Origin of the sequence: Haloferula rosea, from assembly GCF_016595525.1 — a bacterium.
Classification (GTDB): domain Bacteria; phylum Verrucomicrobiota; class Verrucomicrobiia; order Verrucomicrobiales; family Akkermansiaceae; genus Haloferula; species Haloferula rosea.
The window spans coordinates 13,712-31,959 of sequence record NZ_JAENII010000004.1; the positions used below are offsets into that span (position 1 = coordinate 13,712).

The window sequence follows — 18,248 nt, forward strand, 5'->3', positions numbered from 1 at the left end:
TATCGTTTTTGTCGATGTTTCCAAGAAGATAATCAACTCACGCTCGGGCCAGCTTTCGCGGCATGGTGTGATCCATGCTCTGGCTACTCATCCTCATCGCCGGCCTCATGGTCGTCATTGAACGCCTCTGGCCCGGCCAACAACTCCCGACGGTCCGGCTCTGGTGGCTGCGCATCGTGCTCGTCAATCTGGCGCAGATCGGCATCGTCATCGCCGCCGGACTGACCTGGGACCGCTGGCTCGCCTCGGTGTCCCTTTTCAAACTCAGCGAATCAATGGGGCCATGGGCAGCGGCTGGAATCGCCTACTTCGTTTCCACCTTCATCTACTACTTCTGGCACCGCCTGCGCCACGAATCGACCTTCTTCTGGCGGCTCTGCCACCAGCTCCATCACTCGCCCCAACGCATCGAAGTCCTCGCCAGCTTCTACAAGCACCCGGTCGAGATCCTCATCAACTCGGTCCTGAGTGCCCTCATCGTCTACACCCTGCTCGGACTCTCGATCGAGGCCGCTGCCATCTACACCGCCTTCACCGCCGTGGCGGAATACTTCTATCACTGGAACCTCCACACACCCCGCTGGATCGGCTGGCTGATCCAGCGGCCGGAAAGCCACCGCGTGCACCACCAGTTCCAGCACCACAGCCAGAACTACGCCGACCTGCCCCTCTGGGACTGGATGTTCGGCACCCTGAAGAACCCGAAGAAGTCGCCGCCGCGCTGCGGTTTCGATCCCGAGCGGGAGCAGCGTTTCGGCGAGATGCTCGCCTTCCGGGATGTGCACCAGACCGACGCCCTCCCGCCGACCTGCTTCGGCTGCCGCAAACGCTGGGCCTGCTTCAAATCGAAAGACATCCGCCCCTCGAATCCATGAACCCATCGAACCTCCTCGCTATCGCCGTGCTGGGGATCGGCTCCACCCAGATGCTCGGATACCTCACCGGCTCCCGCATCCTCCGCGGCATCGGCCTGGCCAGCGGCGTCGCCCCCTTCCCGAAGGTTTTCTGTGAGGCCGACGGCTATGAGGCCTTCGCCGCGAGCTTCCATCTGGAAGGCGTGCGACCCGATGGCACCCGGTGGACCTGTCCGCTCGATCCCGAGCGCTACGCCCGGATCAAAGGCCCCTACAACCGCCGCAACGTCCACGGCGCGACCCTCGCCTTCGCTCCACGCCTGCCCGACGATCTCCGTGCATCCTTGATCTCAAGTGCCCTCTGCCCGGACTCCGACCTGAGACGCGAACTGGACATTCCCGCGGATCTGACCGACCTCAGGGTCATCATCACGCCCCGCCCCGACGAGCCCCACGGACCGTGGAGCTGCAACACGCACGGCGAACTGACCGAGATCCGATGAAAACCATGTCTCCCTGGCAGTTCACATTCTTCCGAATCCTCTTCGGGAGCTATCTGACCGTGCATTTCATACAGCTCATCCCCTGGTCGGGTGAGTTGTTCGGAGCGTACGGCCTGATGCCCGATCCGGCGCTGAATCCCGCCCACGGCATCTTCCCCAACCCGCTCGACCTGCCGCTGTCCGACGGCATGATTACGGCATTCCTCGTAGTTCTGGCCCTGCTTTCCGTCCTCTTCACCACCGGCTTGTGGCGAAAGCCCGCCGCCATCCTGATCTGGTTCGGCTTCACCGCCTTGTTCCACCGGAACAACTTGATCAGCAACCCGTCCATCCCCTACGTCGGGCTCCTGCTCATCCTCAGCCTGCTCATTCCCTCCGGCGAACCATGGAGCCGGGGAGAAAGAAACACCGCCTGGGCCATGCCGAAGTGGGTCTTCCGAACCGGCTGGATCCTGATGGCCGCCGGCTACAGCTTCAGCGGATTCACCAAACTGAATTCACCGAGTTGGGTCGATGGCTCGGCCATGCAGCACTTGTTGGAGAACCCGCTGTCGCGTCCCGGGTGGATCCGTGAGCTCATGCTCACCCTGCCCGATGGCATCCTCTCGCTCATGACCTGGGGCACCCTTGCCGCCGAGCTTCTGTTCCTCCCGCTCGCCCTCTGGTCGCGAAGCCGCCCGTGGATCTGGCTATCCATGGTGCTCATGCACATCGGCATTCTTGGCGTCGTCGATTTCGCCGACCTCAGCCTGGGCATGCTCATGATCCACCTCTTCACCTTCGATCCCGATTGGCTTCCCAGCAGAGCCACCTCACCGCGCGTGATTGCCTTCGATGGCGAATGCATGATGTGCTCCGGCACGATCCGTTTCCTCGCCGATGAGGACCGCGCCGATCAACTGCGCTTCACCCCGCTGCAAAGCGAACGGGGTCAGCAGATGGAGCGAGCCTGCGGCATCGCCGATGACCACGGGCCCGCCTTGGAAAGCATGCTCATCGATACCGGCGATCAGGTCCTCGAACGTTCCAACGCCGTCCTCGCCATTCTCGATACCCTCGGTGGTCACTGGCGCGCCATGGCCATCGCCGGCCGGCTGCTGCCCCGTCCAATGCGGGATGCCGCCTACAACTTCATCGCGAGACGCCGCTATGGATGGTTTGGCAAAGGCAACGCCTGTGCCCTGCCGTCCGACGCCTTGAAGCGCCGACTGCTCTGATTCGCATCGGGACAATTGCATGCAACGGCCCTCGGTCTCCTGGATCAACTCCTTCAACAGCTCGTCGGGCTAGCACCGCCGACCCAAACGGAGTTGATCCAAGGGCAGATCATTTGGGGAAATCATGCTTTCCATATCCAGTGAGAGGATTAGACGTCCCGGATGAAACTTTCAGCTTCCGTCCATTCTGTTGGGTGCCTGGCAGGCGTGATGGGAGGATTGGAGGCGAGTGAGATCAGCATGATGGTATGGGGCCGGGAAGCGAGGCCGGGGGGAATGGTGGTAGTCATCCGGGGGGCGGACAGTCTGGCCGGTCGAGCAGTGACTGCGATCGAGTTCTCTCGAAGCAGCGCCAACCACGGATCGCTCCCGCTCTCGCGAAGTGGCATCAACGACCTGGATCAAGTCACATTCAAGAACACGCTTGATGACGACCAATATCAGCTTCATTTCCCCAGGTTGCCCGGCATACCTGACCAGTTGCAGCACCGCGCATCGTCAATGTCCGGAGATTGGTTCAGCCTGCTAGGTGCGGCACTCATATCTGCGCAGTTTTTCTATCCGTCTTGGCAGACTGAATGCAGTAACACCACCAGATCCCCTGAAATGCCGCATTTCATCCTATGCCAAAGCGACGCAAAAGGCAGACCGAACGCTGGATGAGCAAAGCCATGAAAATCCCGCTACTCATCGTTCTCGTTCCCTATTCGCTATTGTACGTGCTTTCGGGGTGGGCATTTCACCGTCGCTACGAAGTGGATTCGTTGATCAGCATGCGTGATCCCGATGTCCTCGATCGGGTGGCGGAATCAGGTTCGACTTCCGAAGGATGGACGGAGTTCCTGATCGAGACCGCAACTGGTGGGGCATGGCTGATTCAACTGCTGGCCGCGGCAATGGCAGCACTGCTCGTCTTCTACGCCTGGTTCCGAAATCCAAATGAGTGGACCGTTGAATGTGAAGTTGAGGATTCATGAGCGACCTCAATCAGACGCGTAATGCAAGCCTTCGCAAGAGCTGGAAGCTCGACGAAGGGACTCGCTCGGAGATCGCCGGGGTCATGAATACCTGGAGTTCCGGTCGCGGATCGGGTCGCTTTGAAGAGCTCGGTTCCATGGCGGAAATTGTGGAAGTCTCCGAATGGGGTTTCTTTGAACTCTCGCAGGGGATCCAACATGAGAACCGGACGATTCACCCAAGGATCGTCCCCGGCAAGGGCCCGCCGCCGCTTGAGACAAGCGTCCGAGATCCCAAGGAGGTCGACCTCTGGGAACTCACGCTACCACCCGTACTCCCCTGGAAGAAGGAACGTGGATCCATGGAGGTCCCCGGCTCACGGGCAATGAAAGGTTGTGCGCCGTGCGATGGAGCCGGTGAATCAAGGTGCGGCAGCTGCGACGGGAAGGGCAAGGAGAGGTGTGGTTCATGTGGGGGAAAAGGACAAGGCACATGCAGCGCTTGCCGTGGTCATGGAAAAACAACATGTGGCGACTGCGGCGGCAGGGGCGAATACACGAAGGATAAAATCTGCCCAAAATGTGGGGGCTTGGGAACCTATCGCACGCAAGGGCCCTATGGGATCATCGAAACACCATGTCCCACCTCGGTCACAGTACGCTACAACTGCAAGTCCTGCCGCTACGGTAAGGTGACATGCCGGCGCTGCGGGGGTAACGGCAGGCAATCATGCCCACCTTGTGCAGGCAGTGGCGTGATCGTCTGCAAACCTTGCTCCGGAAAGGGCAAGATCACCTGTAGTAGCTGCAAGGGAAGTGGACGCCTGCTGCACTACCTCGAACTGATCCGTGAAGTCACGGTTGAGGATTTCAAGGACGTGTGCTGCTCCTCACCTTCCATCAAAAGACTGTTTCTTGACCACCGCGAAAGAGCCGATCAGGGCCGCGAATTACTCAAGTTGGAGGACACCGCCGCATTGGCAGCGATCGACGACCTGACAGGTGAGCTTGGACACTGGGTGGGCAAGAAGTTGGAAGAATCCATTGGCGCATGTAAGGGACGAATCAAACGCCACCGCTGCAGCCTCATCTGCCACCGCTTGGTCGAAGTCACCTACAAGGTTGCAGATCGATCCTACCAATTCGTCTTCAATCGCGACACCGGCGAAGTCTACCCGACTCGAAACCCGATGCGTGATGACGCCGGCACAGCTCTGACGCGAGCGCGGGAACTTTACACCGAACGCCGCTTCGATGACGCGTGGACCGCCTTCCACGAGGCCGAGGGTCTCGACGATGGCGATGTGAATGCAGAGTTGCTCCAAGGGCAGTCCCTCCTGATCCGACGCTTCCTGTATCTTGAAGCGGCTGCCTTCCGGGCCGGTATCCTCTTGCTCGCCGTGCCCTGCCTTTCGTTGATCCACACGATCGTTGCCGGCCGTAACCCGATGCTTCATTGGTTCGCCTGGCCAAACATCCATCAAGCGAGGGTTCGTGCATGGCATTCGGCGAGTGGAGAGCACATACTTGCAACGTGGGTCGTCTTCCTTCTGGCCCTCATCGTCCTCGTGATGCGCGACGCGTTCTACCAACGAGTCTCCGGTGCGGCGAACATGGAACGGCTGGTCCCCACCCTGCGTCTCGGGTTGTTCCGTGGATCACTGGCCAGCCTCGTCGCCCTTCTGGTGGCTCTTGCCGCCGCATTTCTGGGCCTGACTGTTCCACTTGCCATCCTGCTCGACTTGTTAAGCTAGCGGTTGGTTGGGCGGGTCCAATGGCAGTGCGTTGCTCGTGGCCGTCCCCCTGATTCGCATCATCACGATCGGGCATCCGGGTGGGAGCTTTTCCCGGCGCTTCTTCCTTTCACCGTCCTCCCAACACAGCACGATTCCGAAGGCAATACCTTGGGCTGAGGATTGGAGACCCGTTGTGCCCGACAATCACGCTCCACGGGGCCCATCCGAGCCACTACCCAGCGACCCCCAACATTCTCGAGAACGGACCCCATCCACATTTTGCTTCCCATTGCCGGACTGCCTGTTACCAACCCGGCCTCTTGAACATCAAACGCCACAGCCTCCGACTTCGCGCGCTTGCCATTTGGCAGGCGGCCGGTGGTGGTGTGTGATGGATCAATCAACTTCTCTCCAACTCCACTCCGGCGCTACCTCAGGTTCGCCGGTTTTTTTGTTTCCGGAGTTCTTGATCAGGCGCGTTTCCCATCATGACCGCACCACCCTCCGAATCCCGCAGCATCGGCCTGATGCTGGGCTCCGTACTGCTGTTCGCAGTCAATGCCCTGCTCATCCGCGGCATTCACATGCACGTGCCCGCGGCCGACGGTTGGGTTGCCTCGCTCTTCCGCGGGGCGGTGGGCATGGTGGTGGTCATCGCCATGTTTGGCTGGGGCCGGGGGCTTGAGCTCTCCCACCTCTTCACCCGGCCGCTGCTTGCCTTCCGCGGACTGCTGGGCGGTTTCGGCATCCTCGCCTTCTACATCACCGTGGTTCATCTCGGTGCCGGAAGGGCCGTGATCATCAACCTGAGCTACCCGATGTTCGGATCGCTCTTCGCCGCGTGGTGGCTGAAGGAACATCTGACGCTCCGGTCGTGGTTGTGGATGATTGCGGGCTTCGTCGGACTCGTGATCTTCCTTGGTTCGGACTTCGATGGCGGCATCGGGGGCTACGACCTGCTGGCTCTTGCCGGCGCAGTGGCAGCGGGTGGCGTGGTCACCCTGATCCGCCTGCTGCGCGACCGGGAACATACGTCCTCCATCTATGCCTCCCAATGCCTGGCCAGCTTCGCCTTCGCCCTGTGGCCGGCAGCCGCTCCCACGATGACGCTCTCCCCCGGCGTCATCGGCCTGATGATCGGCGCGGCGATCATCGTCGCCATCGCGCAGCTCGCCATGACCTACAGCTACCGGACCCTTTCGGTTGCCCGCGGGTCATCGATGCAGATGCTTCTGCCCCTGCTGACCGCAACAGGAGGCTATCTCCTTTTCAACGAAACCTTCACCTCCGTCGGCATCGCCGGAGCCGTGCTCACCCTGCTGGCCACCTGGCAGGTGGTGCGGCGGCCGAAGACATCGACCCGGCTTGCATCCAACCGCCAATCAGCATAAACCCGCCACTTCCATTCCGCGAAGCGGCACCAACGCCCCACGAAACCATGAGTCATATCCTTGCTACCTACGCCCGTTTTCCCGTCACGCTTGTCCGCGGCGAGGGCACCCGCGTGTGGGATGACGGCGGAAAGGAATACCTCGATTTCTGTTCCGGCATCGCCGTGAACACCCTCGGTCATTCCCCGAAATGCCTGGTCGACGCCATCACCCGGCAGGCCGCCACCCTGATCCATTGCTGCAATCTCTACGGCATCCCGCAGCAGGAGGATCTCGCCCGGGTCATCGTCGAGGACCACGTCCGGATTCCCGGCAAAGTGTTCTTCTCGAACTCCGGGGCCGAATCGAATGACGGACTGATCAAGTCCGCCCGGCGTTTCGGTCATGCCCGGCCCCAGCCGAACGGATCGCCAAGGTACGAGATCCTTAGTTTTTCCCAGTCCTTCCACGGCCGGACACTTGGTGGCATCAGCGCGACCGGACAGGACAAGGTGAAGGAAGGTTTCGAACCACTGCCCACCGGGTTCCGGCATCTCCCCTTCAACGACCTCGCGGCACTCGAAGCCGCGATCGCCCCGGAAACCGTCGCCATCCTGCTCGAGCCCGTGCAGGGCGAGGGCGGCGTGATTCCAGCCACACCGGAATTCCTGCGGGGTGCCAAAGCCTTGTGTGAAAAGCACGACCTCCTCCTGCTCCTCGATGAGGTCCAGGTTGGCTTCGGGCGTTGCGGCGACACCATGGCCTGGCGGGAGATTGCGCCCGAAGTCGAGCCCGACGGCATTTCCTGGGCGAAAGGCATGGGGGGTGGATTCCCCATCGGTTCGTTCTGGTTGTCCGACCGGACCGTCGACGGCGGGAAGACCGCACTGTCATCACTGATGGGTCCGGGTTCCCATGGCACCACCTATGGTGGCAGCCCGCTTGCCTGCGCCGCTTCCCTCGCCGTGCTGAAGGAAGTGCTCAGCGATGGGATCCAACAGAACGTCACCGAACGCGCGCGGCAGATCCGCGACACCATCGCCGCCTGGGACCATCCGCTCGTCACCGAAGTCCGCGGGCTCGGCCTGCTGATCGGCATCGGACTCGATGTCTCGAAGATGAACATTCCGGAAGGCAAACTGCCATCCATTCATCTCTCCGCCCTCCTCCTCGAGGCAGGACTGCTCGCCCCACCCGCCGGGCCGCACACCCTGCGTCTTCTACCTCCCCTCAACGTCACCGAAACCGAAGTCGCGCAAGCGCTCGAACTGGTGAGGACTTCCCTGGATCAGTGTCTGAGCTCACCGGCTAATCCGGCAGGAGGGGTCAGGGGTTGAGGGGTCAGGGATCAAGCGAGGCAACCCAACCACCAACCTGATGAACTGAGATGATCGTAAAACACTACCGCGAACTGAAGGTTTGGCAGAAGGCCATGGACTTCGCCGTCGAAGTGCATCCCATCGCCATCTGTTTCCCAAAAGCGGAGATGTTCGCCCTCACCTCCCAGATCAACCGTTCGGCTACCTCCGTGCCTTCCAATATCGCGGAGGGAAATGGTCGACGAACCACTGGTGATTACATCCATTTCCTAGGCATCGCCAAAGGCTCGCTCAACGAATTGGAAACGCAACTCACCCTCGCCTGCCGCTACGACTACATTCCGGACTCCGTCCACGATTCGCTGCTTGAGAAATCAGCAGAGATTGGCCGCATGCTCAATGGCCTCATCGAAGCTCTCGAACGAAAGATAACAAGCTGAACACCTTGCACCCGGGACCGCCACTTCGCTTGGCCCCTGACCCCTCAAACCCTGGCCCCTGAACCGGCCTTACCGACACGATCATGAATCACCTCCTTTCCATCGAAGAACTCAGCGCTGGGGAAATCCAGGCGCTGCTCGCTTCCGCCGCTGAACTGAAGGCCAACCGGGGCAAACCGCAGGTGCAACCGCTTGCCGGCCAAACCTGGGCCCTCATCTTCACCAAGGCCTCCACCCGGACCCGGGTTTCCTTTGAAGTCGGCATCCGCGAGCTCGGCGGCGCCCCCATGTTCCTTTCGAAGAACGACATCCAGCTTGGCCGGGGCGAGCCGATCAAGGACACCGCGCGCGTGCTCGGCCGGATGGTCCACGGCTGCATCATCCGGACGTTCGACCAACAGGACGTGGTGGATTTCTCCAACTACTCGGGCATCCCGACGATCAACGCCCTGACCGACGACGAGCACCCGTGCCAGATCCTCGCCGACCTGCTCACCGTCCAGGAAAAGCTCGGCACCTGGGAGGGCAAGAAGATCGCCTTCGTCGGCGACGGCTACTCGAACATGACCATCTCATGGATGTGGGCGGCGAAACGCCTCGGCTTCGAATTCGCCGTCGCCTGCCCGGATGCCTACGCCCCTCCCGCCGGATTCCTTGAGAAACTCGACTGCCCCGGTGTCACCGTGACTTCCGATCCGGCAGCGGCGGTTGCTGGTGCCCACGTGATCAATACCGACGTCTGGCTCTCCATGGGCCAGGAAGGCCAGGCCGAGAAGGAAGCCGCCTTCGGACCCTTCCAGGTGAATGCCGGCCTGCTGAAAGATGCAGCTACGGAGCACATCGTACTTCACTGCCTGCCCGCCTACCGCGGCAAGGAGATCACCGAGGAAGTGCTCGAGCTCCACGCCGACACCATTTTCCAGGAAGCCGAGAACCGCCTCCACGCCCAGAAGGCCGTCCTCGCCGCCATCGCAAGATAAGTCAGCCATGTGGCTGGAGCATCCTGCTCCAGTCCGTTGCCGGAGCATCCTGCTCCGGCCGCCAAACTCAATCGCCCGCTGCTCCGCTCGGGGCGAGGAGGAGATCGAACTGCTCCATGACCCTGCCATGGACGTCGTCTGAAAGCTTCAACTGTTCGATCCCTTCGACAATCGTTGCGATTTCCTCAGGACGCACGCCCTCCAACCACTTCAAGCTGCCACGAACGTTGTTCAAAACACCAAGCACATAGGCTTCTTTTTCTTCAGCAACCTGAAGGCAGTTCGCTGTGGCTAGCATCACGCCAACCTCCGGAGCCCGACCAAAACGATAGTGCTCGGAAAAACTCTCAGCACTTGGTTCTTTGCCAGCTGGCAACCTCTTTGAGAGTTCCGGCCATGTCTCGTGGCTCCTCCCGGAGTTCACCATCATGATGAACCAGCGCCGCGCCTTGCTTTCGTTTTTCGAGAAAGTTCGCTCGGCAAATTCCAGCCCAGCAGCCGAAGCATTGGCGAGCAAGTTGCTCAACATGCCAAGAATGATCTGCTCATCATTTTCAAGCGAAGGTTGAGACCAGAACCACGTCGTGGCTGCGAGATGATCAACGATTGCCCACCGCCTCATAACGTCGATGAGATTCGACGAGTCACCCTTGGTTGTATCCCTTCTTTCGATAAAGAGCTCAGCAAATTCTTGGCACCTTGAAGCAGGCAGGGCCCTCAGTACATCGGATATATCGCTGTCTCGAATCAGTGGTTCCACCTTCAGGAACTCTCCTACTCCCCTTTCTGCAGCACGGATGCCAGCAAGCACCGAAGCACGACCCCACCCATTTTCTCCAGCGTCCTCTGACGACATGAAGGTAATCGCCTCTTCTGCGTCCACATCACCAAGGATCTCGGCATACAGCGGTTTGCGAGCGTGCTCGATAGCCCATTGCCTCGCGCGGACACCATCTAGTTCAATCATTCGCTGCAGCAATGAATACTCAAGGCTGTCGTGACCGAACTGATGATGATAGCCCTCGCTGGTTAGTTTGTGGACCGCATCCAGCACAGGTTCCAACTGGTGCTGCTCGAGGCTCGTGGCTAAAAGATGAACTCGGAAGCTCGCGGCCGTAGCTTCAAGGGGATCACTTTCCTCTGATCCCGCGATCTCCCTCTGCTGATTCAGGAGGTCGATCACTTCATCGACATCCAGTTCTCTCACTTTCCGACCTCGCAATACGAACGCAAGCATGTCGTTCTCCAGACGCTCGGAAGACGAACGTTTGCTCCCTGTAGACGAAGAGGGAGTCTCAGTCACCAGCTGCCGCTTCGTAGCTTCATTCGGAACGACCGATCGGACAGCAAAGCCAATCACTCCCCCCATCAAGAGCAATCCGAGACCTTTCAAATATGCGGCCATGATACGACATCGTCTCAAACTTGCCCTACCGCTTCAACCACGCATCCAGCAACGCTGGCCAGCCCTTGACGGTTCCCTTGCCCTTCAGTCCGTAGCCGTGGCCACCGGACTCGAAGAGGTGCAGGGTGACCGGCACCTTGTGCTCACGGCAGGCCGCGGCGAAGAGTAGGCTGTTGCGGCAGTCCACGCCGTCATCCGACGTGGTCAGCAGGAAACACGGCGGCGTCTCGTTCGTCACCTGCTTCTCGCTTGAAAGTGCCTCCAGCATTGCAGCCTCCGGGTTCTTCCCAAGAAGGCGATTTCTCGATCCACCATGCGCAACGGGGCCCATCGTGATGACCGGATAGATGAGGATGGCGAAATCCGGACGGCAGTCCTGCTGGTCGATCTCGTCGTCCGTCTCAGCTTCGAAACTCCGTTTGAACTGGGTCGCACATAGGCTGGCGAGGTGGCCGCCCGCCGATGAACCCATCACGCCCACCTTTTTTGGGTCGATCCCCCACTCCCCGGCATGCGCCCTCATCGTGCGGATCGCGCGTCGGGCATCCAGATACGGCACCGGATACTGATAGCCGTGCTTGGCATCACCGCTGACCCGGTATTTCACCACCATCGCGCTGATCCCGCGTTCGTTGAGCCACTTGGCGTAGTCGTGGCCCTCGTGGTCCATCGCGAGAATCGTATAGCCGCCGCCCGGCAGGATCACGACCCCCTGACCGGTGCGCTTCTCCTCGTGAGCCGGATAGAAGACAAACTGGGGTTGCTCGATATGCCCGTAGCGCCAGCCATCACCAATCGTCTCGGTGCCTTTCGGCGGCCTTGGCGCTCCGGGGGCATCCCCCTCCCACAGCGGCTTCCATTCCTCCGCCGCCACTCCGACGACCAGACACAAGACCATCCATACATGCTTCATCGCCCCCTTCTACGCGGCGAATCCCGGGCGACCATCGGAAATTCGTGCGCACGCCCGATCACTCGATGAACATCCGCCCCTGCCGGCGCCGCATCCTTCCCCCGCCAGGGAGATTGAGGAAGGCCGACCCGTCGGCTACCAGCATCTCAAGAACACGGCTGACCACTCCGCGGCCGAGATCCTGCACGCCGTGGTTCCTGAGGAAATCGAAGACACAGCTCCACCTCAGCGCCGGTGGCAGAGACATCAGCTTCCTGATGTGGATGCGGCCCTGAGGATCCAGAACCTCGGCCTGCTCGACCGCCCAGGTTTCGATCTCCCGGAGCTCGGCATCCGACTCCGCGGCCTTCTGCAGCGAGCTCAGCACATCGCGCCCGGCGATCTCCTCAAGCAAGGGCAGCGCTTCGTTGCGGAGCCGGTTGCGCACCGCCATCGGCTCCGCGTTCGTGGCATCCTCACGCCAGCTCAGGTTCTGCGACTCCAGCCACGAGCGAAGCCGCGCCCGACTGACCGTGAGCAGGGGTCGGGAAATCTGCATCGACAGCCCGGCCATCGCCAACGACTGCTCCACCTTCATCCCGCTGGCACCCCGACTCCCCCTCAGTAGATTCCACAGCACCGTTTCCGCCTGGTCGTCGGCATGGTGGGCCAGAAGCAACCGCCGGCACCGTGTCTTGCGGCCGCATTCCGCGAAAAACGCATGTCGCGCCCTGCGTCCCGCCGTCTCCACCGAGCAGCCCCACATCTCGGCACACTGCCCGACATCCTCCCGCCCCCCCCTGAACTCACATCCGAGGCGCTCCGCCAAGCGTTCCACGAACCGGGCATCCGCCGACGCCGCCCGGCGCCGCAGGCCATGGTTGAGATGACACACGACGAGGCGCTGGAAACCCTCGCGCTGCAACAAATGCAGCAAGGCCACCGAATCCGCCCCGCCCGAAACCCCGACGAGGTAGCGGCGGCGTTTCGAAGCCTCCTTCAGCCATCCAAAATCCCCGTCCAGCACGGCTCCATCCTGCCTCCGACACGCCGTTCCATACAGCCATAAATCCCTTGGCCACCTGCCAGCCAGAATCTGCGTGCCGCATCCCCATCGCCCCGCTAGCCTCACCCCATGGAACACTGGATCGCATGGGCCATTCTCGGGCTCGCCGCAGGCGCCATCGCACGCGCGATCGTCCCCGGAGAAGAGCGGGGCGGCTGGATTCCCACCATGATCCTCGGCATCATCGGCGCCTTCGTCGGCGGATGGATCGCCGAGCGCATCGGATTCCTCCCACCCTCCGATCCCGGCACCTGGCTCCCCGGGCCGAAGTCCATCCTCTCCGCGACCGTCGGCGCCATCATCGTGCTCTCGATCTGGAAGTGGCTGAGACGCTGATTCCCGATTCCGCGGTCGCGCCAATGAAAGGAATTCACCCCGCGTAGAACTACGCACGCGGATCTTTCATCTTTCTTCTTGAGTGGCCTGCTGGCGGAGGTAGCTTGGACGGAACCCCTTGTGAAACCAATTGGTTAACAAGGTGCATAAAAAACGGGGCACCCATAAATCCGCCCCAAAACACATAAACATAACGAAAACATGAAAACCAAGACCATGCGACCTCATGGCTTCACTCTGGTGGAGCTGCTGGTGGTCATCGTCATCATCGCGGCCCTCGCGGGCCTTTCCGCTCCCATGATCCTGCGCCAGCAAAAGGCGGCAGCACGCACGGAAGCGATCAGCAATGCCAAGCAAGTGGGCCTCGCCCTGCTTGAGTTCGACCAGGAATACGGCTCCTTCCCCGACAACGACACGGCGGAAGAAGTGGCAGCATCCACCGGCACCGACCTGAATCTGTCCGGCGATACTTCCAACGACTACTTCCGTCAGCTCATTGCCTACGGCATCCAGTCTGAAGACATCTTCTTCACCAAGACCGCCTACACGCGGAAGCCAGACAACGTGATCAACGCGAGCAATGCCCTCGAAGCCGGCGAAGTCGGATTCGGCTACGTCATGCTCGACGCCACCACCGCCCAGAACACCTCCGGCAATCCTGGCCGCCCGGTCCTCGTGACCCCGCTCCTCGATGCTTCCACCCAGTGGGAGTTCGATGCCGACCCATACGGTGACAAGGCCGTGATCCTGCGCCTCGACAACAGTGCCAAGGCGCTCCAGATCCGCGACAGCGACAAGAACGTCACCGTCGGTGGCGGCAAGACGCTCCAGCAAACCGGTGACGAGACCGTTTGGGGAACCAACACGACCCCGACCCTCAAGGCACCCGGCAAGCGCGGCGGCTGATCCGAGACCACTCAAAAACCCAAACTCAACCCAAAAACCCAACCCAACCGGGAGGTCCTTCGTGGCCTTCCGGTTTTTTTGTTTGCCCATCCCCGGGGCGTGGTCGAACCAATAGCACCATGTCGGACGCTCCAAATGCCTTGGCCTACCTGCCCTACCCGGCCTCCACGCTGAGCCCGCCGATCGTCCCGACGGACCTCAGCAACTTCAAGGCGCGGGGGATCTCCCAGGTCGAGCGCGACCTCCAACAGAAGCTCGTCGAGCTGCGTGAGTCCTACATGGCCGCCATCGACCACTTCAATTGGAACAAACTCGTCTACGAGGCGGAAATCCATTTCGAGCCGGTCGTCGGTGAAAGCTACCACCTCTACGAGACCCGCGGCCGCCGCGTGCTCTCCATGATCGGGCCGAACGAGTGGCCGATGCGTCACCTCGCCAGCTTCCGGCTGAATGTCGATCGTCAATGGCAGCTCATCGAGACCGCCGACGACATCGACCCCCGAAGCTTCTTCGGCACCCAGGTCGAGGAACCCCAGTGAAGCCACCGCGCGTTCCCCGGCGTAGGGACGTCAGCCCAGCCCTCGTCGCTACCGCCGATCGAGCCGGTCTCGATGGCGGCATCGCACGATTGAGATTTGATCATCGGGCCCCAACACCCGACAGTCTTCCTCATGACCACCTCCCGCGTCTCCGACCTTCACGTCGCCCGGAACGTCCCACTCCCCGCTCCCGCCCTGCTGCAGGCCGAGATTCCACGCTCCGAGCGCCAGGCAGACATCGTCGCCGCATCCCGGGAAGCCATCGGCTCCATCCTCTTCGGCGACGACCCCCGACTGCTGGTCATCGTCGGTCCCTGCTCGATTCATGATACCGACGCCGGCCTCGAGTATGCCCAGCGCCTCGCCGCCCTGTCCGAGCGCCTCAGCGACAAGCTCTGCATCGTCATGCGGGTCTATTTCGAGAAACCCCGGACCACCGTCGGCTGGAAGGGGCTCATCATGGATCCAGAGCTCGATGGCTCCGACAACATCCCCGAAGGCCTCCGTCAGGCGCGTGGCTTCCTGCGCCAGGTCATCGACCTCGGCCTGCCCACCGCGACCGAGCTCCTCGATCCCATCACCCCCCAATACATCGCCGACCTGATCAGCTGGTCCGCCATCGGCGCACGTACCACCGAGAGCCAGACCCACCGCCAGATGGCCTCCGGTCTTTCCATGCCCGTGGGCTTCAAGAACACCATCTCAGGCGGACTCACCGCAGCGATCAACGCCGTCAAGGCCGCCAGCCGCGAACAGACATTCCTCGGAGTGTCCGATCAGGGTGTCGCCTCCGCCGTCACCACCACCGGCAACCCCAACTGCCACGTCATCCTGCGTGGCGGTGAAGACGGACCGAACTACGACGAAAGCAGTATCAAGGCCACCCGGGATGCGCTCGAAGCCGCCAAGCTTCCGCCCGCCATCGTTGTCGATGCTTCCCACGCGAACTGCGGCAAGGACGACACCCGCATGCCGGATGTCTTCCGCGACATCGTCCGCCAGCGTGCCGCCGGGGACACCTCCATCATCGGTGCCATGCTGGAAAGCAACCTTGTCGCCGGCAACCAGAGTTTCCCCCAACCGCTCGACCAACTGGTCCGCGGCAAATCCATCACCGACAAGTGCATCGACTGGGAAACCACGGAAGCCTTGCTCCACGAAGCAGCGGAGGCCTTGTAAAAAGTTCGGGAAAGTCCCCGGAAACGCAGCAATTCCGGCACTCCAAAATCTGAACAAAACTTCGCTTGCACGGTCAGGGTCCACTCCTACGATTGGGCGTTATGTCTAGCGCACTTGCCTCCCTCCCCGATTATTTGGAGGAAGAAATTCTTCTGAATCCCGAGAACCGCGAATTCCCGCCGTTCGATCTGGTCAACCTACTCAGCACGGTTTTCGAACCCACCGAGGGATGCCGGGTTTGCATTCTAACCGACTTCGATGAGCCCGCCGAACTCATCAAGGACTTCAATTTCCTCAAGCAGGACGGTTTCCCCGTTCAGAAGAAGGCACACGAGGCATTCTACGAAGCACTCCACGGTGGAGCCATGAAAGCTCTCGGCATGCACGGTGGCGAGATGTTCGCCTACCGCTGCACCCATGGCTCGAACCTCGACCTTGCCGATGAGGTCTGGAATACCGAAGGCAGGCAGCTCTCGCTCGATCAGGACATCTACAGCAAGTATGACATCGTCCTCTGCATCTCCACCTTCTCGGCCACGGCACCACTGACCGCCAAGTGCAAGGAATTCGGTTTCCGCGGCGCCACACTGCATGGGTTGAATGACATCATCCTGAGCTCCGGCCTCGCCGTGAACTACGACGAGGTTTCCGCCGATGCCGAACGCATCCGCCTCGCCATGACCAAGGCCGACAGCATGGAAATCGACTTCGCACTCGAAGATGGACGCATCCTCACCGCGTGGCTGGGGCTTTCCCAACAGGAAGCCCAGAAGTCGCACGGTCTGTGCAAGGGCAAGACTCCCGATGTGGCCAACCTGCCCGCCGGCGAAGTCTACTTCGTGCCGGATGATGCCCGCGGGCACTTCCCAATGAAGTATGAGGACGGAACTCTCGGCGTCCTCACCGTGGAGGACCGGAACATCATCAAGTCCGAGTTGATCGAAGGAAACCAGGCCACCATCGACGAGCACAACGCGCGCCTCGCCGACGACCCGATGACCGGCACCCTCGGCGAGCTCGGGTTCGGCACCCAAGTGCTGCCCGTTTCCGGTGCCGACATTCAGGATGAGAAAGTGCTCGGCACCTGCCACCTCGCCACCGGGCGGGATGACCATCTCGGCGGCGACATCGTGCCGGACATGTTCAAGAAGCACGAGAACTCGACCCACGACGACATCCTCTTCGCCCCGCACAAGACTCCCAATTTCAACATCCAGGAAGTGCGGATGAACCGCGGTGACCAGCAGGAAGTCATCATCGAGAACTTCCGCCCGTCCCGGTACATCATGGATGCCCTCGCATCCGATCGCGGGTGAGCACTGCGGGCGAATCAGAAACTTAATGACAAAGCCGGAGCCGCAGGGCTCCGGCTTTCGCTTGGCTCCACGACAGGAGCCGCCCAAAGTGAATCCCATCATGAGCGAGAAACGCTATCACCTCGTCGATTTCCCTGCCCTCGACCCCGTCGAATGCTGCTGCGGAACCACCCGGAGGGCATTTGTCGATCTGGACGATGCCCCGGCCTCCGCCCACTACCTCGAAGTCAAGGATGAGCCGACAACCCACTACCACAAGAAGACCACCGAGATCTACCTCGTGCTCGAAGGTGAGGGTTTCCTCGAGCTCGATGGAGAAATGGTGCCGGTGAAGCCACTCAGTGCCGTCATGATCCGCCCCGGTTGCCGGCATCGCGCCGTCGGGAAACTGAAGGTCATCAACCTTCCCATCCCGAAACACGACGACGACGATTTCTTCTACGATGAAGCGGATGCCGATGCGGCATCGCCTCCCGTTCACTGACTCCCTCCATGCCTGACAACCCCTACGAGAGCAGGAAGCTGCTGTCCGAATACCTCCTCTTCCACTACGGCCGTCCGTCCGAGATCCTCCCGGAGCACGCGCCGCAGGGAATGGAAGCCGCACTCGACTTCGCGGTCCGCACCCCGGGCCACTTCTCCGATGGTGAGGTCAGCCGTGCCCTCGATCTCGGATGCGCGGTCGGCCGGTCTTCCTACGAGATGTCCCGTAGCTGCCGTGAGGTGGTCGGAATCGATTTCTCCCATTCCTTCGTGCAGGCGGCCGACTCGCTCCGCCACGGGCCACTCGACTACGAGCGCATTGACGAAGCACACCTCCAGACCGCACTCGAAGCGAGATTGCCGGAGGGAGTGGATCCCGCGCGGGTGCGTTTCGAACAAGGCGACGCGATGTTCCTTCGGGCCGACCTCGGCCGCTTCGACCGCCTCCATGCCGCCAACCTGATCTGCCGTCTCACCGAACCCCGGCTGCTCCTCGAGCGACTGCCCGACCTGCTCGTGAGTGGTGGCGAACTCGTCCTTGCCACCCCTTGCACCTGGCTGGGCGAATTCACCCGTCCGGAGTTCTGGCCCGAGGGTTCGACCCTGGAGTGGCTCCAGAAGCATCTCGACCACGCCTTCCTGCTCGAATCTTCAGCAGACGAGCCCTTCCTCATCCGCGAAACATCCCGCAAGTTCCAATGGACCGCTTCGCAAGTGACCCGCTGGAAGCGCAAATAGGGACACACCCTCT

Annotated in this window: 19 protein-coding genes; 16 read left to right on the forward strand and 3 right to left on the reverse strand. The window is 61.2% G+C overall.

Features of this window, described 5'->3' with window-relative positions; translation table 11 throughout:
* The first annotated feature begins 74 nt into the window (after positions 1–74).
* The 9 genes from JIN81_RS06250 (at position 75) to argF (ending at position 9,375) form a co-directional block, all read left to right on the forward strand.
* Entirely contained in the window at positions 75–875 is an 801-nt protein-coding gene (locus JIN81_RS06250; RefSeq protein ID WP_200277744.1) for a sterol desaturase family protein, read from the forward strand.
* The gene (locus tag JIN81_RS06255; RefSeq protein ID WP_200277745.1) at positions 872–1,357 is read left to right on the forward strand and encodes a hypothetical protein; all 486 of its coding nucleotides are present in this window, start codon (positions 872–874) and stop codon (positions 1,355–1,357) included. Before JIN81_RS06250 ends, JIN81_RS06255 begins: the two co-directional genes overlap by 4 nt.
* Before the next feature lie 5 nt (positions 1,358–1,362).
* The gene (locus tag JIN81_RS06260) at positions 1,363–2,574 is read left to right on the forward strand and encodes a DCC1-like thiol-disulfide oxidoreductase family protein (RefSeq protein ID WP_234044541.1); all 1,212 of its coding nucleotides are present in this window, start codon (positions 1,363–1,365) and stop codon (positions 2,572–2,574) included.
* Positions 2,575–3,245: 671 nt separating this feature from the next.
* Positions 3,246–3,551 carry a hypothetical protein gene (locus tag JIN81_RS06265; protein WP_200277748.1) on the forward strand — a complete coding sequence of 102 codons (306 nt, stop codon included), beginning with the start codon at positions 3,246–3,248 and terminating at the stop codon, positions 3,549–3,551.
* Positions 3,552–4,285: 734 nt separating this feature from the next.
* The gene (locus JIN81_RS06270; RefSeq protein ID WP_200277750.1) at positions 4,286–5,284 is read left to right on the forward strand and encodes a zinc finger-like domain-containing protein; all 999 of its coding nucleotides are present in this window, start codon (positions 4,286–4,288) and stop codon (positions 5,282–5,284) included.
* A gap of 470 nt (positions 5,285–5,754) precedes the next feature.
* Complete coding sequence (locus JIN81_RS06275) at positions 5,755–6,657, forward strand: DMT family transporter (protein ID WP_200277752.1); 903 nt, start codon at positions 5,755–5,757, stop codon at positions 6,655–6,657.
* Positions 6,658–6,704: 47 nt separating this feature from the next.
* On the forward strand, positions 6,705–7,973 hold the full coding sequence (locus JIN81_RS06280) for an aspartate aminotransferase family protein (RefSeq protein ID WP_200277754.1): 1,269 nt from the start codon (positions 6,705–6,707) through the stop codon (positions 7,971–7,973).
* Between the two features lie 50 nt (positions 7,974–8,023).
* Positions 8,024–8,395 (forward strand): four helix bundle protein, encoded by a 372-nt coding sequence (locus tag JIN81_RS06285; RefSeq protein WP_200277757.1) that lies wholly within the window; start codon positions 8,024–8,026, stop codon positions 8,393–8,395.
* A gap of 83 nt (positions 8,396–8,478) precedes the next feature.
* Entirely contained in the window at positions 8,479–9,375 is an 897-nt protein-coding gene (gene argF, locus JIN81_RS06290; protein WP_200277759.1) for an ornithine carbamoyltransferase, read from the forward strand.
* A 67-nt stretch (positions 9,376–9,442) separates the two neighbouring features.
* Here the strand turns inward: argF and JIN81_RS06295 are convergent, their stop codons facing one another.
* The 3 genes from JIN81_RS06295 to tilS all read right to left on the reverse strand — a co-directional run bounded on the left by JIN81_RS06295 (position 9,443) and on the right by tilS (position 12,699).
* The gene (locus tag JIN81_RS06295; protein WP_200277761.1) at positions 9,443–10,780 is read right to left on the reverse strand and encodes a hypothetical protein; all 1,338 of its coding nucleotides are present in this window, start codon (positions 10,778–10,780) and stop codon (positions 9,443–9,445) included.
* Positions 10,781–10,805: 25 nt separating this feature from the next.
* On the reverse strand, positions 10,806–11,678 hold the full coding sequence (locus JIN81_RS06300; RefSeq protein ID WP_234044542.1) for an alpha/beta hydrolase: 873 nt from the start codon (positions 11,676–11,678) through the stop codon (positions 10,806–10,808).
* A 73-nt stretch (positions 11,679–11,751) separates the two neighbouring features.
* Positions 11,752–12,699 carry a tRNA lysidine(34) synthetase TilS gene (tilS, locus tag JIN81_RS06305; RefSeq protein ID WP_200277763.1) on the reverse strand — a complete coding sequence of 316 codons (948 nt, stop codon included), beginning with the start codon at positions 12,697–12,699 and terminating at the stop codon, positions 11,752–11,754.
* Positions 12,700–12,807: 108 nt separating this feature from the next.
* Between tilS and JIN81_RS06310 the strand changes: the two genes are divergently transcribed.
* From JIN81_RS06310 to JIN81_RS06340, 7 genes are all read left to right on the forward strand, one after another.
* On the forward strand, positions 12,808–13,074 hold the full coding sequence (locus JIN81_RS06310) for a GlsB/YeaQ/YmgE family stress response membrane protein (RefSeq protein WP_200277765.1): 267 nt from the start codon (positions 12,808–12,810) through the stop codon (positions 13,072–13,074).
* Positions 13,075–13,275: 201 nt separating this feature from the next.
* Positions 13,276–13,980 (forward strand): prepilin-type N-terminal cleavage/methylation domain-containing protein, encoded by a 705-nt coding sequence (locus JIN81_RS06315; RefSeq protein ID WP_200277767.1) that lies wholly within the window; start codon positions 13,276–13,278, stop codon positions 13,978–13,980.
* A gap of 119 nt (positions 13,981–14,099) precedes the next feature.
* Positions 14,100–14,519, forward strand: a complete 420-nt coding sequence (locus JIN81_RS06320; RefSeq protein ID WP_200277769.1) for a DUF2452 domain-containing protein — start codon at positions 14,100–14,102, stop codon at positions 14,517–14,519.
* A 132-nt stretch (positions 14,520–14,651) separates the two neighbouring features.
* Positions 14,652–15,698, forward strand: coding sequence for a 3-deoxy-7-phosphoheptulonate synthase (locus JIN81_RS06325; RefSeq protein WP_200277771.1), 1,047 nt, complete (start codon positions 14,652–14,654; stop codon positions 15,696–15,698).
* Positions 15,699–15,799: 101 nt separating this feature from the next.
* Positions 15,800–17,014: a M29 family metallopeptidase gene (locus tag JIN81_RS06330; RefSeq protein WP_200277772.1), complete on the forward strand. Its 1,215-nt coding sequence runs from the start codon at positions 15,800–15,802 to the stop codon at positions 17,012–17,014.
* 100 nt (positions 17,015–17,114) lie between these two features.
* Positions 17,115–17,498, forward strand: coding sequence for a cupin domain-containing protein (locus JIN81_RS06335; protein ID WP_200277773.1), 384 nt, complete (start codon positions 17,115–17,117; stop codon positions 17,496–17,498).
* Between the two features lie 8 nt (positions 17,499–17,506).
* Entirely contained in the window at positions 17,507–18,235 is a 729-nt protein-coding gene (locus JIN81_RS06340; RefSeq protein ID WP_200277774.1) for a methyltransferase domain-containing protein, read from the forward strand.
* Positions 18,236–18,248 lie beyond the last annotated feature (13 nt).

What these genes read in the sequence shown, in the direction of transcription:
- JIN81_RS06250 (WP_200277744.1), top strand. Translation starts at nt 75, where the DNA reads ATGCTCTGGCTACTCATCCTCATCGCCGGCCTCATGGTCGTCATTGAA.
- JIN81_RS06255 (WP_200277745.1), top strand. Translation starts at nt 872, where the DNA reads ATGAACCCATCGAACCTCCTCGCTATCGCCGTGCTGGGGATCGGCTCC.
- JIN81_RS06260 (WP_234044541.1), top strand. Translation starts at nt 1,363, where the DNA reads ATGTCTCCCTGGCAGTTCACATTCTTCCGAATCCTCTTCGGGAGCTAT.
- JIN81_RS06265 (WP_200277748.1), top strand. Translation starts at nt 3,246, where the DNA reads ATGAAAATCCCGCTACTCATCGTTCTCGTTCCCTATTCGCTATTGTAC.
- JIN81_RS06275 (WP_200277752.1), top strand. Translation starts at nt 5,755, where the DNA reads ATGACCGCACCACCCTCCGAATCCCGCAGCATCGGCCTGATGCTGGGC.
- JIN81_RS06280 (WP_200277754.1), top strand. Translation starts at nt 6,705, where the DNA reads ATGAGTCATATCCTTGCTACCTACGCCCGTTTTCCCGTCACGCTTGTC.
- JIN81_RS06285 (WP_200277757.1), top strand. Translation starts at nt 8,024, where the DNA reads ATGATCGTAAAACACTACCGCGAACTGAAGGTTTGGCAGAAGGCCATG.
- argF (WP_200277759.1), top strand. Translation starts at nt 8,479, where the DNA reads ATGAATCACCTCCTTTCCATCGAAGAACTCAGCGCTGGGGAAATCCAG.
- JIN81_RS06295 (WP_200277761.1), bottom strand. Translation starts at nt 10,780, where the DNA reads ATGGCCGCATATTTGAAAGGTCTCGGATTGCTCTTGATGGGGGGAGTG.
- JIN81_RS06300 (WP_234044542.1), bottom strand. Translation starts at nt 11,678, where the DNA reads ATGGTCTTGTGTCTGGTCGTCGGAGTGGCGGCGGAGGAATGGAAGCCG.
- JIN81_RS06310 (WP_200277765.1), top strand. Translation starts at nt 12,808, where the DNA reads ATGGAACACTGGATCGCATGGGCCATTCTCGGGCTCGCCGCAGGCGCC.
- JIN81_RS06315 (WP_200277767.1), top strand. Translation starts at nt 13,276, where the DNA reads ATGAAAACCAAGACCATGCGACCTCATGGCTTCACTCTGGTGGAGCTG.
- JIN81_RS06320 (WP_200277769.1), top strand. Translation starts at nt 14,100, where the DNA reads ATGTCGGACGCTCCAAATGCCTTGGCCTACCTGCCCTACCCGGCCTCC.
- JIN81_RS06325 (WP_200277771.1), top strand. Translation starts at nt 14,652, where the DNA reads ATGACCACCTCCCGCGTCTCCGACCTTCACGTCGCCCGGAACGTCCCA.
- JIN81_RS06330 (WP_200277772.1), top strand. Translation starts at nt 15,800, where the DNA reads ATGTCTAGCGCACTTGCCTCCCTCCCCGATTATTTGGAGGAAGAAATT.
- JIN81_RS06335 (WP_200277773.1), top strand. Translation starts at nt 17,115, where the DNA reads ATGAGCGAGAAACGCTATCACCTCGTCGATTTCCCTGCCCTCGACCCC.
- JIN81_RS06340 (WP_200277774.1), top strand. Translation starts at nt 17,507, where the DNA reads ATGCCTGACAACCCCTACGAGAGCAGGAAGCTGCTGTCCGAATACCTC.